The 13,383-nt window shown below is 70.8% G+C and carries 14 protein-coding genes; 8 read left to right on the top strand and 6 right to left on the bottom strand.

Features of this window, described 5'->3' with window-relative positions:
• Nucleotides 1-12 precede the first annotated feature (12 nt).
• On the bottom strand, nucleotides 13-948 hold the full coding sequence (locus ACFYNU_RS33465; RefSeq protein ID WP_356589202.1) for an MHYT domain-containing protein: 936 nt from the start codon (nucleotides 946-948) through the stop codon (nucleotides 13-15).
• A gap of 124 nt (nucleotides 949-1,072) precedes the next feature.
• Nucleotides 1,073-1,579 (bottom strand): MarR family transcriptional regulator, encoded by a 507-nt coding sequence (locus tag ACFYNU_RS33460; protein ID WP_356589200.1) that lies wholly within the window; start codon nucleotides 1,577-1,579, stop codon nucleotides 1,073-1,075.
• 83 nt (nucleotides 1,580-1,662) lie between these two features.
• On the opposite strand from ACFYNU_RS33460, the gene ACFYNU_RS33455 reads away from it, so the two are divergent.
• The gene (locus ACFYNU_RS33455; RefSeq protein ID WP_356589198.1) at nucleotides 1,663-2,229 is read left to right on the top strand and encodes an NAD(P)H-dependent oxidoreductase; all 567 of its coding nucleotides are present in this window, start codon (nucleotides 1,663-1,665) and stop codon (nucleotides 2,227-2,229) included.
• A 136-nt stretch (nucleotides 2,230-2,365) separates the two neighbouring features.
• Here ACFYNU_RS33455 and ACFYNU_RS33450 read toward each other — a convergent pair whose 3' ends face one another.
• Nucleotides 2,366-2,791, bottom strand: coding sequence for a YciI family protein (locus ACFYNU_RS33450; RefSeq protein WP_356589196.1), 426 nt, complete (start codon nucleotides 2,789-2,791; stop codon nucleotides 2,366-2,368).
• Between the two features lie 296 nt (nucleotides 2,792-3,087).
• Between ACFYNU_RS33450 and ACFYNU_RS33445 the strand changes: the two genes are divergently transcribed.
• The 4 genes from ACFYNU_RS33445 to ACFYNU_RS33430 all read left to right on the top strand — a co-directional run bounded on the left by ACFYNU_RS33445 (nucleotide 3,088) and on the right by ACFYNU_RS33430 (nucleotide 7,417).
• On the top strand, nucleotides 3,088-4,299 hold the full coding sequence (locus ACFYNU_RS33445) for an ROK family protein (RefSeq protein WP_356589194.1): 1,212 nt from the start codon (nucleotides 3,088-3,090) through the stop codon (nucleotides 4,297-4,299).
• A 327-nt stretch (nucleotides 4,300-4,626) separates the two neighbouring features.
• Complete coding sequence (locus tag ACFYNU_RS33440) at nucleotides 4,627-4,815, top strand: lasso RiPP family leader peptide-containing protein (protein WP_356589192.1); 189 nt, start codon at nucleotides 4,627-4,629, stop codon at nucleotides 4,813-4,815.
• Nucleotides 4,816-4,823: 8 nt separating this feature from the next.
• Nucleotides 4,824-6,683, top strand: coding sequence for an asparagine synthase-related protein (locus ACFYNU_RS33435; protein ID WP_356589190.1), 1,860 nt, complete (start codon nucleotides 4,824-4,826; stop codon nucleotides 6,681-6,683).
• 20 nt (nucleotides 6,684-6,703) lie between these two features.
• The gene (locus tag ACFYNU_RS33430; RefSeq protein ID WP_356589188.1) at nucleotides 6,704-7,417 is read left to right on the top strand and encodes a lasso peptide biosynthesis B2 protein; all 714 of its coding nucleotides are present in this window, start codon (nucleotides 6,704-6,706) and stop codon (nucleotides 7,415-7,417) included.
• A 171-nt stretch (nucleotides 7,418-7,588) separates the two neighbouring features.
• Here the strand turns inward: ACFYNU_RS33430 and ACFYNU_RS33425 are convergent, their stop codons facing one another.
• On the bottom strand, nucleotides 7,589-8,671 hold the full coding sequence (locus ACFYNU_RS33425; RefSeq protein WP_356589186.1) for an N-acetylmuramoyl-L-alanine amidase: 1,083 nt from the start codon (nucleotides 8,669-8,671) through the stop codon (nucleotides 7,589-7,591).
• A 477-nt stretch (nucleotides 8,672-9,148) separates the two neighbouring features.
• Between ACFYNU_RS33425 and ACFYNU_RS33420 the strand changes: the two genes are divergently transcribed.
• On the top strand, nucleotides 9,149-10,042 hold the full coding sequence (locus ACFYNU_RS33420) for a hypothetical protein (RefSeq protein ID WP_356589184.1): 894 nt from the start codon (nucleotides 9,149-9,151) through the stop codon (nucleotides 10,040-10,042).
• 113 nt (nucleotides 10,043-10,155) lie between these two features.
• Nucleotides 10,156-11,382, top strand: coding sequence for a lactonase family protein (locus ACFYNU_RS33415; RefSeq protein ID WP_356589182.1), 1,227 nt, complete (start codon nucleotides 10,156-10,158; stop codon nucleotides 11,380-11,382).
• A 26-nt stretch (nucleotides 11,383-11,408) separates the two neighbouring features.
• On the opposite strand, the gene ACFYNU_RS33410 is transcribed toward ACFYNU_RS33415, so the two are convergent.
• Nucleotides 11,409-11,741, bottom strand: a complete 333-nt coding sequence (locus ACFYNU_RS33410; RefSeq protein ID WP_356589180.1) for a DUF6191 domain-containing protein — start codon at nucleotides 11,739-11,741, stop codon at nucleotides 11,409-11,411.
• Nucleotides 11,742-11,771: 30 nt separating this feature from the next.
• Entirely contained in the window at nucleotides 11,772-12,872 is a 1,101-nt protein-coding gene (locus ACFYNU_RS33405; RefSeq protein WP_356589179.1) for an alkene reductase, read from the bottom strand.
• Between the two features lie 82 nt (nucleotides 12,873-12,954).
• Here ACFYNU_RS33405 and ACFYNU_RS33400 point away from each other — a divergent pair, with 82 nt between their 5' ends.
• Nucleotides 12,955-13,356: a MerR family transcriptional regulator gene (locus tag ACFYNU_RS33400; protein ID WP_356589177.1), complete on the top strand. Its 402-nt coding sequence runs from the start codon at nucleotides 12,955-12,957 to the stop codon at nucleotides 13,354-13,356.
• Nucleotides 13,357-13,383: the final 27 nt, after the last annotated feature.

Genomic DNA, 13,383 nt, shown 5'->3' with positions numbered 1-13,383 from the left:
AGTTGACCGGCGTCACCAGCGGGCGGTGCGTGGGGGCTCCTGGCCGGGCGGCGCGTGGCCGGTCTCGCGGTTCGCCGCGCCCCCGCCCGTCCAGATCGGTGCACCGGGCACCGTACGCGGGGCGCCTGTCGTACCGGGTGCGCCGGGCGCCTCGGTCAGCTCCGGCCGGTCCGTCCCGCGCCTCCGGGCGGGGGTTTCGTTCCACTCGCCGTCCCCGAGGATCAGGAGCGGGTCGAACATGACGACGACACCGGCCAGTACGAGAAAGACGAGCGGCCCCAGCAGCATCGGGAACATGATCGAGGGCAGTGAGTCGCCGGCGGCCCCGGTACGGGGCGCGCCGCCGGCGAGGTGCACGCTGATCGCCGCCATGCCCGTGTAGTGCATTCCGGTCACGGCCACGCCCATGATGAGGCTCGCGACGAGGCTGGGGAAGAAGCCGCGTACGGACACCGCCGCCCACAGTGCCGCGGTCGCGGCGACGACGGCGATCACCACGGAGATCGTCACGATCGTTGTGTCGTAGTGGAGTTGCCCCTCCAGGCTCAAGCCCGCCATGCCCAGGTAGTGCATCGCCGCGACGCCGAGACCTGTGATGACTCCGGCGCTGATCAGGACAGCCGGGGCGGTGCCCCGGTAGCCCACGATGAAGACTCCGACGCTGACGACAAGGACCGCGACGCCGAGACTAGCGAGGGTGAGCGGGGCGTCGTAGCTGATCGGCGTCTCGCGTACCTGAAAGCCCATCATGGCGATGAAGTGCATCGTCCAGATGCCGCAGCCGATGGAGGCCGCCCCGAGCGACAGCCAGCCGGGTTTGAAGGACTGTTCCGCCCGGAGTGAGCGGGTGACGCAGCGCAGTCCCAGCGCGCTCCCGAGACAGGCCATCACGAACGCCGCGATCGGCGTGAAGACCCCATAGCTGAAACCGTCAACCGTGCCTTGCATGTGCAGCGCCCCTGTCCCTCACATCTGTGGAGATGATGTGTAGGCGCTCATATGGCCGGATGACAAGCCTCGTGCCCCAATATGCAGGAACTCCGGTGCACAAATACCTTGTAGCGGCTGATAGTCACCCGGCGGTGGGGCGGGGCGGCCACGCGCAGGGCGGGCCCATCGAGTCGCGAATGACGGTCGAGATCTCGCCGAGCGCGCGCAGTTGGTCCCCGTCGATCGGATCGAGGACGAGCCGGCGGACCGCCTCGACATGGCCGGGCGCGGTGGCGACGAGCTTGTCGTATCCCGCGTCGGTGAGGGTGGCGACGGTGACGCGGCCGTTCTCCGGGGACGGGCTGCGGCGGACCCAGCCGCGTTTCTCCAGCGTGGACACGGCGTGGGAGAGGCGCGAGAGGGAGCCGTGCGCCAGGACCGACAGGTCACTCATGGGGAGGGTGCGCTCGGGCGCCTCGGAGAGGCCCGCCAGCACCAGATAGCCGAAGAAGCTCACCTTGGCGTCGCTCTGGAGCTGGGCGTCCAGGGCGCTGACGAGACCGAGGAGCATCCCACTCAGCGGTATCCACGACTCCAGTTCGGCCGGGGAGAGCCAGGGCGTGTCGCCCGGAGTGGTCTCGTCTGTCATGGGACCATCGTAGTTGCTTGACTTGAGACTTCAAGCATTGGCAGGATGGCTGTCAGTTGACATCTCAAGCCAGGAGTAAGTTGATGACGGTGAAGATCGCGATCATTCTGGGCAGCACCCGTCCGGGCCGCAACGGTGAGGCCGTCGCCAAGTGGGCCCAGGAGATCGCCTCTCAGCGCAGCGACGCGGAGTTCGAACTGGTCGACATCGCCGAGTTCAAGCTGCCGCACCTGGACGAGGCCATTCCGGCGTCGCTGGGGCAGTACGCGAACGACCACACCCTGGCGTGGGCGGAGAAGATCGCCTCGTTCGACGGCTATCTCTTCGTCACCCCGGAGTACAACCACTCGACCTCCGGCGCCCTGAAGAACGCGATCGACTTCCTTTACGGCGAGTGGAACAACAAGGCCGCGGGCTTCATCAGCTACGGCAGCGTCGGCGGCACCCGGGCCGTCGAGCACCTGCGTCTGATCATGTCCGAGTTGCAGGTGGCGACCGTACGGGCCCAGGTCGCCCTCACGCTCAACGGCGACTTCGAGAACTACACCACGTTCACTCCCGGCGAGCACCAGAAGCAGGCCCTGGACACCACGCTCGACCAGCTCGTGAGCTGGACGAAGGCGCTGCGGACGGTCCGTACCGACGCCTGACCGGCGGACGCGCGATCCGAGTCCGGGCAGCATCTGATCGCAGATGCTGCCCGGACTCGGCCGTTCCCGCCGCCCGCCGACGGCGCGGGACCGCGGGTCGCCGTCGCCGTCGCCGTCGCCGTCGCCAGGATCACCTTCATCGGGCGGGGGGCCGGCGCGCGCCGTCGCCCCGGTGGTCAGTCATCACCTGCCGTACCTCGACCGGCCGTTGGGCCGGCGCCCCGCCGGGGCCGGGCACCGCGGAGAAGCGTGCGGCGATCTCCAGCGCGCGGGCCCCGGAGGCGACGTCGAGGACGGTGAAGCCGGCCAGGAAGTCCGCGGTCTCCGGGAACGGACCGGTGGCCACCAAGGGCGCGGCGCCGGAGCCGTCCGACCGTACGATCCTGGCCAGTTGAGGGTCGGCGAGCGCGGTGTACCGGATCAGCTCGCCGGTCTCGGTCAGTTCCTCGGCGAGGGCCGCGTAGTAGTCGAAGTGGGCCGCGACATCGGCGGGCTCCCACTCCTCCATGGGCTCGTCGAAGACGCCGACGTCGTGATTGACCATGAGCAGAAACTTCGGCACGGGGAACTCCTCTGTCTCGAACGCGCGCCCAGTGTGGCGGAGCCGCGTACGGTTTCGCGGGAGGCCGCTCCGGGCCGATTCCTCGATCGTCGCTCGATCATTCGCTGTCACGTTCGGAGCCATCAGAAGTCTCATACGGAACAGCTGCCACATCGGTCACGGAGAAGTCCCGACCGGACCACTCAACTCCATACTTTCTTTTGAAGAGCAGCCGCGTTCAATTTGAAGATCACCGTGTTAATCTGCGAGTCCCGGACGACAGGATGAAAACGTCCTCGCCGGGAATGGGGGCGGAAATGATCGATTTACGTGAGCAGCTCGGTCCGGCCGGCGGAGTCAAGCAGATCAACCGGAAACGGGTTCTGCTCGCCGTAATGATCAAGGCGGACACCCAGGCGGGTCTGAGCCGGCGGACCTCGCTCTCCGGCGGCACGGTCTCGGCGATCGTGCGCGACATGGCGGCGGACGGCACGGTCCTGATCGAGAAGAGCGACAACGGGGGTCGGGGCGCGCTCGTACGGCTGCGCCCGTCCTCATCCGTCGCGGTGGGGGTGCACATCGGTTTCAACCACACCCGGGTCGTCGCCCGCCGTCTGGACCAGGGGGCCGCGGAGCGCCATCCCGGCGAATACTCGAACATCGGCGCCAACAGCGGGCTGGACCGGCTTCTGCCGGAGATCCAGCGGAAGGTGGAAGCGGCCGTCCGGCAGGCCGGCGGAGGGCAGGAGCCCGACATCATCTCCCTCGGGGTGGCCGTGCCGCGCATGATCGATCCGCGGACCGGGCGGTTCACCAGTCCCGTACTGCCGCCCTGGAACCGGCGGGACGACCTCGCGAAGCTGCTGCGGCGGACGCTGGGCCTCAGCACGGTGGTGCTGGACAACGACGCCAATCTCGGCGCCCTGGCCGAGCAGACGTTCGCCACGGACGAGGGCATGGAGACCGTGGTCTATGTGAAGGTCTCCACCGGGGTCGGTGCCGGGCTGATCATCGGCAACAGCCTGGTCCGGGGGCACCGCGGCATGGCGGGCGAGATCGGCCACTCCGTCATGGAGCCGCGCGGCTCCCTCTGCCGATGCGGCGGGCGGGGCTGTCTGGAGACGGTCATCGGCGCGGACTCGCTCGTGCGGCAGGTACGGGAGGCGCTGTCCGGCAGTTCCCTGGACGTACCGGACTCCCTGCGGTCGGTGATCGACCGGGCCCACGCGGACGACGCCGTCTGCGTCCGCGTCCTGGAGGACGCGGGCCGCCGGCTCGGCCAGGCGCTGGCGGTGGTCTGCAACATGCTCAATCCGAACCTCATCGTGCTCGGCGGCCGGCTTGAGGCGGCGAGCGACATCGTCCTCGGCCCGTGCAAGGAATCCCTGGTCAGATACTCGCTGCGCGGTACGGCCGACGCCGTCCTGCGCAAGAGTTCCCTGGGGCAGCTGACCGAGGCGCACGGGGCGCTGGTGCTGGGGATCCGCTCCTTCGACCGGGACGGCGAGGCGCAGGCCGTCGCCGGGTGACGAGATGAACTCCGGCGGCCCGTCCTCGGCCGCCGGAGTTTCGAATTGAAAGACCAGGACCGCCGTGCGCGGACCGCCTTCCGTAATTCATCGGCAAGATTCCGTCAACTGCCGAGAATGGCATTCCTCACCGAACCCGACAACACGTTCATGGGTTCGAAAAAGAATACGATGCGGCTATCCTGGTGAGATGCCATCGCGTGGCGTCGTCCGTGTGCCGGATGACACTTCGGCGCATTGTCGTGGATGAGATCGAGTATCGTCGGCGTATATTTCCGCATGTACTTTCCGCATGTATTTTTCTGACGCAGACCCGAGGTGGTTCACATGACGACGTCGCGAAGAGGGCACGAGCACCCCGTCGGCGGATTCGCCGAAGCCGCGGTGGGCGCGGGCGACGCCGACGAGATGTTCTACGAACCTCCGGTCCTCGTCGATCTCGGTTCGGTGCGGGACGTGACGCTGGGCAGTTCCACCAGCGGAACGGCCGACGCCAATTCCCAGTACTACTGGTAGGAACGGGCATGCCGCCCGCGTCCGTGTCCGTGTCCGCGTCCGTGTCCACCGATGTCACTCGGGCACCCGAGCTGATCGGAGTCTTCCCCCCGACGGGCCCCGGCGACATCGTGCGGGTCCAAGGGCGGTGGCGGGACGGGGAGTTACGCAGGGTCGACGGGCCGGCGGGGACGGTCCTGGTCCTCGGTCAGTGTCTCGCCGACGACGACCGGTTACGGCGCACGGCCCTGCGCGCGCTGGCGTCCGACGGGCCGGACCAGCTGACCCGATTGCCCGGGAGCTACCTCTGCCTGGTGATCCGTCATCACGAACTGACCGTCTACGTGGACGCCGCCGGCCAGTACCCGCTGTTCTTCCGGGACACCGGCACCCGTCTGGTGTTCGGCACCCGGCCCGTGTCGGTGGCCGACGCGGCGGGCACGCGACGACAGCCCGACACGGCGGTCCTCGCCGCGGGGATCTTCTGCCCGGGGGCTCCCGCGCTGACCGGTGAACGGTCCGTCGTCGCCGGCGTCAGCAAGGTGGGCGGCGGGCAGGCACTGCGTCGCGCCCTGCGGGGAGGGACCGAACTCTGGGTGCACGAACCGCTGGAGACCGATCCCCACACGTCCTTCGCGCAGAGCGCCGACGCCCTGCGTGACGCGCTGGAGACGGCGGTCCGGCTGCGCGTCACGGGCGGACGGCGGGTAAGTGCCGATTTCAGCGGTGGTCTGGACTCCACCTCCCTGGCCTTTCTGACGCTCCATCACCGTCCCGGTCCGCTGCCGGTGACGACGTACCACGGCCCCGGGTCGGCAGGTGACGACCTCGCCCACGCCGAGCGTTTCGCGCGGCTCGACACCCGCCTGCGGATGGGCGTGGTGACCGGCACCCGCGAGACCCTGACCTACCAGGGTCTGAACGACCGCTCGGACGGCGCCGACAGCGGCAGCGGTGAACCGGACACCGCCGTGGTGGCGCTGGCACGCGGCCGGCTCAGACTGGACCATGTCGCAGCGCTGGGCGGGGAGTTGCACCTCGGTGGTGAGGGCGGGGACGCGCTGCTCGTCGCGCCGCCCGGCTATCTCGCCGCGCTCGCCCGACCCGATCGGCTTCGCCAACTGCTCCGGGACAGCCGGGAGTCGGCCCGTGCGCGACAGGAGTCCCCGTTCGCCGTCGCGGCACGGGCGGTCGGCCTGGCCCGGACACCCCTCGCGACCGCTCTACGGCGGCTGGCGGACAGCTTCGAGCACCGTGCGAGAAGCGGCGCCGGACGGGCGAGCGCCCACGACATCGGCTGGCTGGACGCCATCGCCTGGTGGCCGGAGCCCGGCTCCGAGGCCGGCTGGCTGACGTCCGCCGTCAGCCGGCAACTCGCCGGGCTCGCACGGCGGGCCGCCGCCGACGCGGCGCGCACCCCCGGCACCCGGGCGGGCGACCTCACCGCGCTGGACAACGTACGCACCTCCGGAGCCGTACAGCGGCAACTGTCGGAAACGGCGCGCCCGTTCGGGGTATGGCCGCAGGCGCCCTTCCTCGATTCGGCGGTCGTCCGCGCGTGCGCCGCGCTCCCCGCCCGTCTGCGCGCCGCGCCGCCGGCCTTCAAACCGCTGCTCGGCGCGGCGCTCGCGGAGCTGGTGCCCGCGCCGGTCCTGGCCCGGCGGACGAAGGGCGACTACGGCGACGAGGACTACCAGGGCGCCCGCGCGTGCGCGCGCGAACTGCGGGAGCTGCTGCGCGACTCGCGCCTGGCCGACCTGGGAGTCGTCGAACCGTCCGCCGTGACGGCCGCGCTCGACCGGGCGGTGATGGGGCTGCGGGCACCGTTCCCCGCGCTCAACCGGCTGCTGGCGGCGGAGATCTGGCTCAGGAACACCACATGGCACTGACCTCGAGGAGAGACCGGCCCATGGCTGCCTTCCACATCCCCGAGCACGTGCACGAGAGCAGCGCGCCGCACGGCGGGACAGTGCTCCTCGACGCCCGCACCGGGCAGTGGTACGCGATGAACGGCACGGCGCGGGCGCTGTGGTCCGAGTGGCGCGAGAGCGGGGACTTCGACGCCGGTGTACATGCCGTGGCGGCCCGATTTCCGCCGGCGCTCGGTGAGCGGGTACGTACCGACGCCGGGCAGCTGGCCGACGTACTGGTCCGACGCGGGCTTGTGAGCGCGGCGCCGTCACCCGACGAGTCGGAGCCGCGCACGCGCCCGGCGGGAGGGGCGGGGCGCGGGTCCGATGCCCCTTCTCGTCACGACCGGTCCGGGGCGACGGTCGCGCTTGTCGTCGCGCTGTGCCTGCTGAGGCTGCCGTTCGGCGTCACCGTACGCGCGGTGGCGGCCCTCAGAGCGCGGTGTCCGCGCCCCGCCACTCACGCGCAGGCGGCGGAGGCCGTCGCCGTGGTGCGGCGGGTCGCGCGCCGGTATCCGGGGCGCGTCGCGTGTCTGGAGCTGTCGCTGGCCGCCACCGTACGGCTGGCGCTGGCCGGGCTCAGCGCGGAATGGTGTCTGGGCAGCGCCGACGATCCGTACCGGTTCCACGCCTGGGTCGAGGCGGGGGGCCGCCCGGTGACGTCGCCGTCGGAGGGTGAACTCACTGGCTTCCGCAAGGTCTTCGGCGTGTGAGGACGGCGGGCCCGGTCGTATGGACGGCGCGTCCGGTCGGCGCGTGGCCCGTACTGGCGCCGTGGCGCTTATGGGGCGGTACACCTGCCCCGCCGCTTCGGCGGCAGGAAGTGAGTCCTGCCGCCGAAGGGCACAGCCGTCCCGCCGGACGGTACGGTCCGGCGGCGACCGTCAGGCCAGCAGGCGCTTCCAGTCCGTCGCGTCGAGTACGCCGGCCGAGTGGGCCCGGTCCGCGCCCGCCCGGTGCAGGGTGGTCACGGCCTTCTCGACGTCGGCGTTCTCGCTCGCCCTGACCTTCGGGGTGATCAGCGGCCAGATGTCGGAACCGAGGTAGCCGGTCTCGTCCGTGTCGCTACGCACCATGGCCGCGCACGTGTGCTTGTCGATGTTGTGCACATCGGCCAGCTTCGCCACCGCACGCTTGGTGTCCGCGCCGAAGACACCGTCCACCGGTACGTCCGAGAAGCCCCGGGCGCGCAGGAGGTACTGCGCGGCGCGCACCTGGGGACCGGCCGCCCCCGGTCGCAGCAGCGGCCAGACGGAGGGCCGGTCGGCGGGTGCGACGCCCAGTGCGCCGGCGACCGCGTCGCGCAGCTCCTGGAGTCTGCCGTAGAGCACGTCCCCGGGGCATTCGGTGGAGTTGAAGTCGCGGTGACCCATGATGTCGGTGACCGGCCGGCCGTACTGGGTGGCGATCCACGCGACGAGCTGGACGAGTGAGTTCCAGAGCGCGGCCGGTACGTCGACCTGCGTGTAGAGGCCTTCGTTCTCGATGCCGATGACCTCGCTGTTCCGGCCGCCGACGTTCGCGCCCTGAACATGCTGTGTACCACCGCGTACGACATCGAGGCTCTGGTGCCGGCCTTCGAGGACGAAGCCGCCGCGCGAGTTGGTGAACTGCTGGCCGGAGTCGCCCCAACCCTGGCCGTCCATATGGTAGTTCTGGATCGACCGGCAGATCGCCATCGCGTGCTCCAGCGAGTAGTCCTCGCTGTTGCCGGGCTCGGCGGTGTGGTGCACGACGATGTAGGTCGGCACCCGGTCGAGCACGACGATCTGCCCGTTCGGGGGCCGGGCGCCCCATTCGGATGTGCTGTAGATCCGCGGCTCGGGCGCGGCGAGCGGGCGGCGGCTGTCGCGCGCCGGGGCGGCTGCGGCCGGTCCGCCCGCGGCGAGTCCGAGCGCGCCGACCGCTGTGGCGGTCAGACCACCCCGCAGCACCGTACGACGGCCGGGTCCTGGCTTGGTAACCATGTCGATCTCCTTGGGAAGTGGGGGGAAAAGCTCTCCCGGGTTCAACGACAACGGGCACGTCGCGCAACAGCCGTACGCCACTGCTCCGAGGCGGAGTTGACGCGCGTCGACTGTCCACGACGCATCAAGACAAGCAATCCCGCCATGTCCTCGACAACCCTGTCGGGCAAGCTATTTGACACTCCTTCGGCCGACTGAAACCGCACGCCCTCGCGAATCACCCGCAGGACGACGAATCGCCCCCGGTTGCCTTTGCTCGGACCAATGGCGGAAGTGCCCGGAAGAGGCGCCGCCTTTCCGGTCTCCGACCCTCCGACCGGTGTCTGACGGTGCTTTAGGCAGAACGGGGGAAATCTCCGGGTCCGTCTCCGATCGCGCATCACGGGGCGGTCTGATCACACGATCATCGCGTTTCATGGCGCAGAGAAACGCGGCGGACGAGGACGGACCGCTGCCAACGCCCACGAAAGGCCCGACATGTTCCTCCTCCCCCGCGCTCTCCCTCTCGCCAGAGGCGCCCTGGCCCTCACCTCGCTCTGCACGTGCCTGCTTCTCACCGGATGCGCTGAGCAGGCAGCCCCTCCGAGCGCCGGACAGCAGGTGGAGAGCCGGGCGGCGCGGACCGGGCCGCCGCCGGGCCGGAGCACGGAAGGCGCGGCCACGGAGAGCAAGTCGACGGACGGGGGGCAGCCCGAGGGCCGGCCCGCCGAGCGGCGCCAGGGCGCACCGAACGAGGCGGCCCGCGGTCCCGCCGGAACACCGGTCGAGGCGGCGCTGGTCCGCGAGATCCCCGGTCTCGGCCCGGCCACCCGCGCCCGGATCCCCGTCTCCAGCCGCCAGGCGCTCGTCGTCAGCGGCGAGGGGCGGGAGTCCCCCCGCTCGGTCGTCGTGCTGTACGAGCGCGACGCGGACACGGGCTGGCGGCCGGTCACCGACCGCTGGCCCGCGCACAACGCGCTGCGCGGCTGGACCTACGACCACCACGCCGCCGACCTGCGTTCGCCGATCGGTGTCTTCACGCTCGGCGACGCCGGGGGCCGGCTCCCCGACCCCGGGGCCAGACTCCCGTACGACGAGAGCGAGGAGTTCGAGTCTCCGGGCACCGGTTTCCTCGGTGAGCCGCTGGAAGGCTCCTTCGACTATGTCGTGGCCATCGACTACAACCGGACGCCGGGCACCACTCCGCTGGACAAGAACCGCCCGCTCGGTCTCGGCAAGGGCGGCGGTGTCTGGGTCCATGTAGACCACCGGGGCCCCACGCAGGCCTGTGTCTCCCTGACGCGAGCGCGGATGGTGGAACTCCTGCGTCTGCTGGACCCGGCGAAGCGCCCGGTGATCGTGATGGGCGACGCCCTGGCGCTGCGCGACTGACGCCGCTCAAGGGAGCCGCCGAAGGGACTCTTGCCGACAGAGCGGGATGGCGACAGGGTGTCTGCCACAACACCGGCAAGCACTCCCCCCACGAGTCATCCGAGGTGCCCGGCATGAGAAACGACCACGAGCACGACAGCGCCAGCGACCGCGACCGAACAGCAGCAGGGACAGCGACGGGGACAGGCGGGCCCAGCCGCCGTCAGGTCGTCGGCATACTGGCCGCCGCCGTCACGGCGGTCTCGGTGCCCGCCACGGCGTACGCGGCCCAGCCCTCGACGGCGAGGCGTTCCCGCCGCCCCCGTGCCACGGCGCCGCTGTTCATCGGTACGTACACCTCCAGCGGCGGTCCGGGTATCGGCCTCGGCTCGTACGACACGGCGACGGGCCTGATCACCGCCACCGGGACCCTCCAAGGCGTCGGCGACCCCTCGTATCTCGCCGTGCATCCCGACGGCACCACCCTGTACGCGGTCAACGAGCGTCAGGACGGCGGCGTCACCGCGATCGCGCTCGGTGCGGACGGCACGCACACCGTGCTCGGTACGCGGAGCACCGGCGGGTCCTCACCCTGCCATCTGTCCGTACACCCGGGCGGGCGCTGGCTGTTGAGCGCGAACTACGGTTCCGGCAGTGTCGCCGTCCACCCCGTGGAGGCGTCGGGCGCGCTGGGCGAGCGCACCGATCTGGTCACCCATGACGAACCGGCCCCGGGGCCCGGCCAGAACGGCCCGCACGCGCACCAGATCGTCACCAGCCCGGACGGCGGCCATGTGCTCGCCGTCGACCTCGGCACCGACAGCGTCTACACCTACCGGCTCGACGAGACGGCGGGCACGCTGACCCAGGTCTCGTACGCGACGCTGCCGGCGGGGGCCGGGCCACGGCATCTCGTCTTGCATCCCTCGGGCCGATTCGCCTATCTGGCCAACGAGTTGAACAACACCATCGCCGTCTGCGGATACGACCCCGGCAGCGGCGCCCTGACTCCGGGCGAGCCGCAGCCCACCGGCGCCGGCGGCGCGGGGAGCAGTTTCCCGTCGCAGCCGGTGATCACCGCCAACGGCGCGTTCGTCTATCTCGCCAACCGGGGGCACAACAGCCTGTCCCGGTTCGCGGTCGAGGACGACGGCGCCGGTCTGCGGCTGCTGGACACGGTGCCGGTGGGCGGTGACTACCCGAGGCAGCTCGCCCTGTCCCCCGACGGATCTCTGCTCTTCGCCGCCAATCAGCGGTCGAACGCCGTGTCCGTCTTCCATGTCGACCAGGACAGCGGCCAACTCGCCTCGGCGGGCGCCCCGTTCGCGTCTCCGGTCGCCGTCTGCGTACTGCCGCTCTGAGACCGGCGCCGCCGGGCCCGGCCGGGTCAGTTCGGACGATCCGGCCGGGCCCCCGGTATCCGTACGACGGCGGTGCCGCCGTCCAGGTCCACCATCGTGCGGTTCGGCGGGGCGCCGTCCTCCTCGTCGTCGCGCATCAGCCGCGCCGACCGGCGTTCCTTCAACTCGCTCTGCTTGCCCGGCGAGAAGCTTGCGTGCAGCATCTCGAATCCGGTGGTGGAGACCTGGCCCTGCCGGACGGAGTTGCGCCACGGCAGGACACCGGCCCGTCCGGCGCGCAGCAGCAGTTGATCGACGAAGGCCAGCACGGTCAGCACAATGACCAGTCCGGGCAGAGTGACGAAGACGGCGAATCCCATACGTCAGTATCCCCCGGGCCCGTCGCCGCGTCACGGGCCGGTGGAGCAGAGCTCCCGGCGCAGAGCCGGGTAGTCGGTGTAGCCCTCGCCGCCGTGCGTGTAGAGGTGACGCTCGTCGACGGTGTTGAGCGGCGCGCCGGAGGCGAAGCGCTCAGGGAGGTCCGGGTTGGCGATGAAGGACCTGCCGTACGAGACGAGGTCGGCGAGCCCGTCGGCGAGCACCGCCTCGCCGCCCTCGCGGGTGGTGGGGTCGCGGTTCTCGCCGATGTTGGCGATGAGCGGGCCGTGCCAGCGGGGCCGCAGGTCGGCGAGCGCCGGGTAGGTGTCGTTGTCGGTGAGGTGGAGGTAGAGCAGACCGAGGCCGTCGACGGCGTCGAGGAGCGCGCGGTAGACGGGTGCCGGGTCGGCCTCGGCCATGCCGAACTGCGGGTTGCCCGGCGAGAGTCGCAGCGCCGTCCGCCCGGCTCCGATCGCGTCGGCGACCGCCGTGACGAGTTCGACGGGGAAGCGGATCCGGCCCTCGGTCGTACCGCCGTAGCCGTCGTCGCGCAGGTTGGTGTTGTCGGCGAGGAACTGGTGGATCAAGTAGCTGTTGGCGCCGTGCAGTTCGACCCCGTCGAAGCCCGCCGCGATGGCGTTCTCTGCCGCCTTCACGTGGTCGGCGACGGCCTGCCGGATGTCGTCGTGCGTCATCTCGCGCGGCGGCAGAGGGTCGGCCTTCCCACCGTCGCGTACGTGTACGGGGCCGGGCACCAGTACTGAGGAAGCGCCGCTCGGTACGTCCCCGTCGATCCGGGACAGCGGGTGACCGTGCCGGCCGCCGTGCATCAGTTGGGCGATGATCCGCCCGCCGGCGGCGTGCACGGCCTCGGTGACGGCCCGCCAGCCCTCGATGTGCGCCGCGGTCTCCAGTCCGGGAAGCCGCCAGCCGCTCTGGCCCCGGCTGCTGGGCCAGATGCCCTCGGTGACGATCAGGCCGGCCCCGGCGCGCTGCGCGTAGTGCTCGGCGACGACCGGCAGGGGCGTGCCGTCGACGGCCGCGCGGTAGCGCGTCATGGGAGCCATCACCATGCGGTTCGGGAGACGGAGGGGGCCGAGGGAATACGGGGCGAGAAGCGTCGTTTTCGTCATGGCGGGACGGTAAGACCTCACACTGGTGTCAGGTTCAATTGCTGTCACCGCCACAGCGACGGTGCGGACCCCGGGAGGAAGCGTGAAGATCGGTGAACTGGCGAGGCGTACCGCCGTCAGCGAACGGTCGTTGCGCTACTACGAGGAGCAGGGGCTGCTCGTGTCCACGCGCACGCCCTCGGGCCACCGCACCTATCCGGAGCGGGCCGTCGACCGGGTGATCCGTATCCAGGAGCTGTTCGCCGCCGGACTGTGCAGCGGGAAGATAGCGGAGCTGCTGCCGTGCATGCGGGACGAGGACGGGGGCCCTTCGGAGGCCGCGACGCCGTGGCTCGTCGCGGATCTGACGCGGCAGCGGGCGAGGATCGACGAGCAGATCGCGGAACTGACGCGCACGCGGGAGATCCTTGACGACGTGATCGTGGCGGCGTCGGGCACCCCTGCGAAGGCGGAGACGATGCGGCCGGTCCCGGGCAGGGCCTAGAGGGGTCCGGAGAGTCCTGCCTGGCTG

This window comes from Streptomyces sp. NPDC006643 (assembly GCF_042870175.1).
Taxonomy (GTDB): Bacteria; Actinomycetota; Actinomycetes; order Streptomycetales; family Streptomycetaceae; genus Streptomyces.
The sequence above is the reverse complement of the archived record's forward strand: the minus strand, read 5'-3'. Positions and strand labels throughout refer to the sequence as shown.

Coding starts and splice junctions, on each gene's coding strand:
- ACFYNU_RS33465 (WP_356589202.1), bottom strand. CDS start 948: ATGCAAGGCACGGTTGACGGTTTCAGCTATGGGGTCTTCACGCCGATC.
- ACFYNU_RS33460 (WP_356589200.1), bottom strand. CDS start 1,579: ATGACAGACGAGACCACTCCGGGCGACACGCCCTGGCTCTCCCCGGCC.
- ACFYNU_RS33425 (WP_356589186.1), bottom strand. CDS start 8,671: ATGGTTACCAAGCCAGGACCCGGCCGTCGTACGGTGCTGCGGGGTGGT.
- ACFYNU_RS33440 (WP_356589192.1), top strand. CDS start 4,627: ATGACGACGTCGCGAAGAGGGCACGAGCACCCCGTCGGCGGATTCGCC.
- ACFYNU_RS33445 (WP_356589194.1), top strand. CDS start 3,088: ATGATCGATTTACGTGAGCAGCTCGGTCCGGCCGGCGGAGTCAAGCAG.
- ACFYNU_RS33415 (WP_356589182.1), top strand. CDS start 10,156: ATGAGAAACGACCACGAGCACGACAGCGCCAGCGACCGCGACCGAACA.
- ACFYNU_RS33410 (WP_356589180.1), bottom strand. CDS start 11,741: ATGGGATTCGCCGTCTTCGTCACTCTGCCCGGACTGGTCATTGTGCTG.
- ACFYNU_RS33435 (WP_356589190.1), top strand. CDS start 4,824: ATGCCGCCCGCGTCCGTGTCCGTGTCCGCGTCCGTGTCCACCGATGTC.
- ACFYNU_RS33455 (WP_356589198.1), top strand. CDS start 1,663: ATGACGGTGAAGATCGCGATCATTCTGGGCAGCACCCGTCCGGGCCGC.
- ACFYNU_RS33430 (WP_356589188.1), top strand. CDS start 6,704: ATGGCTGCCTTCCACATCCCCGAGCACGTGCACGAGAGCAGCGCGCCG.
- ACFYNU_RS33405 (WP_356589179.1), bottom strand. CDS start 12,872: ATGACGAAAACGACGCTTCTCGCCCCGTATTCCCTCGGCCCCCTCCGT.
- ACFYNU_RS33420 (WP_356589184.1), top strand. CDS start 9,149: ATGTTCCTCCTCCCCCGCGCTCTCCCTCTCGCCAGAGGCGCCCTGGCC.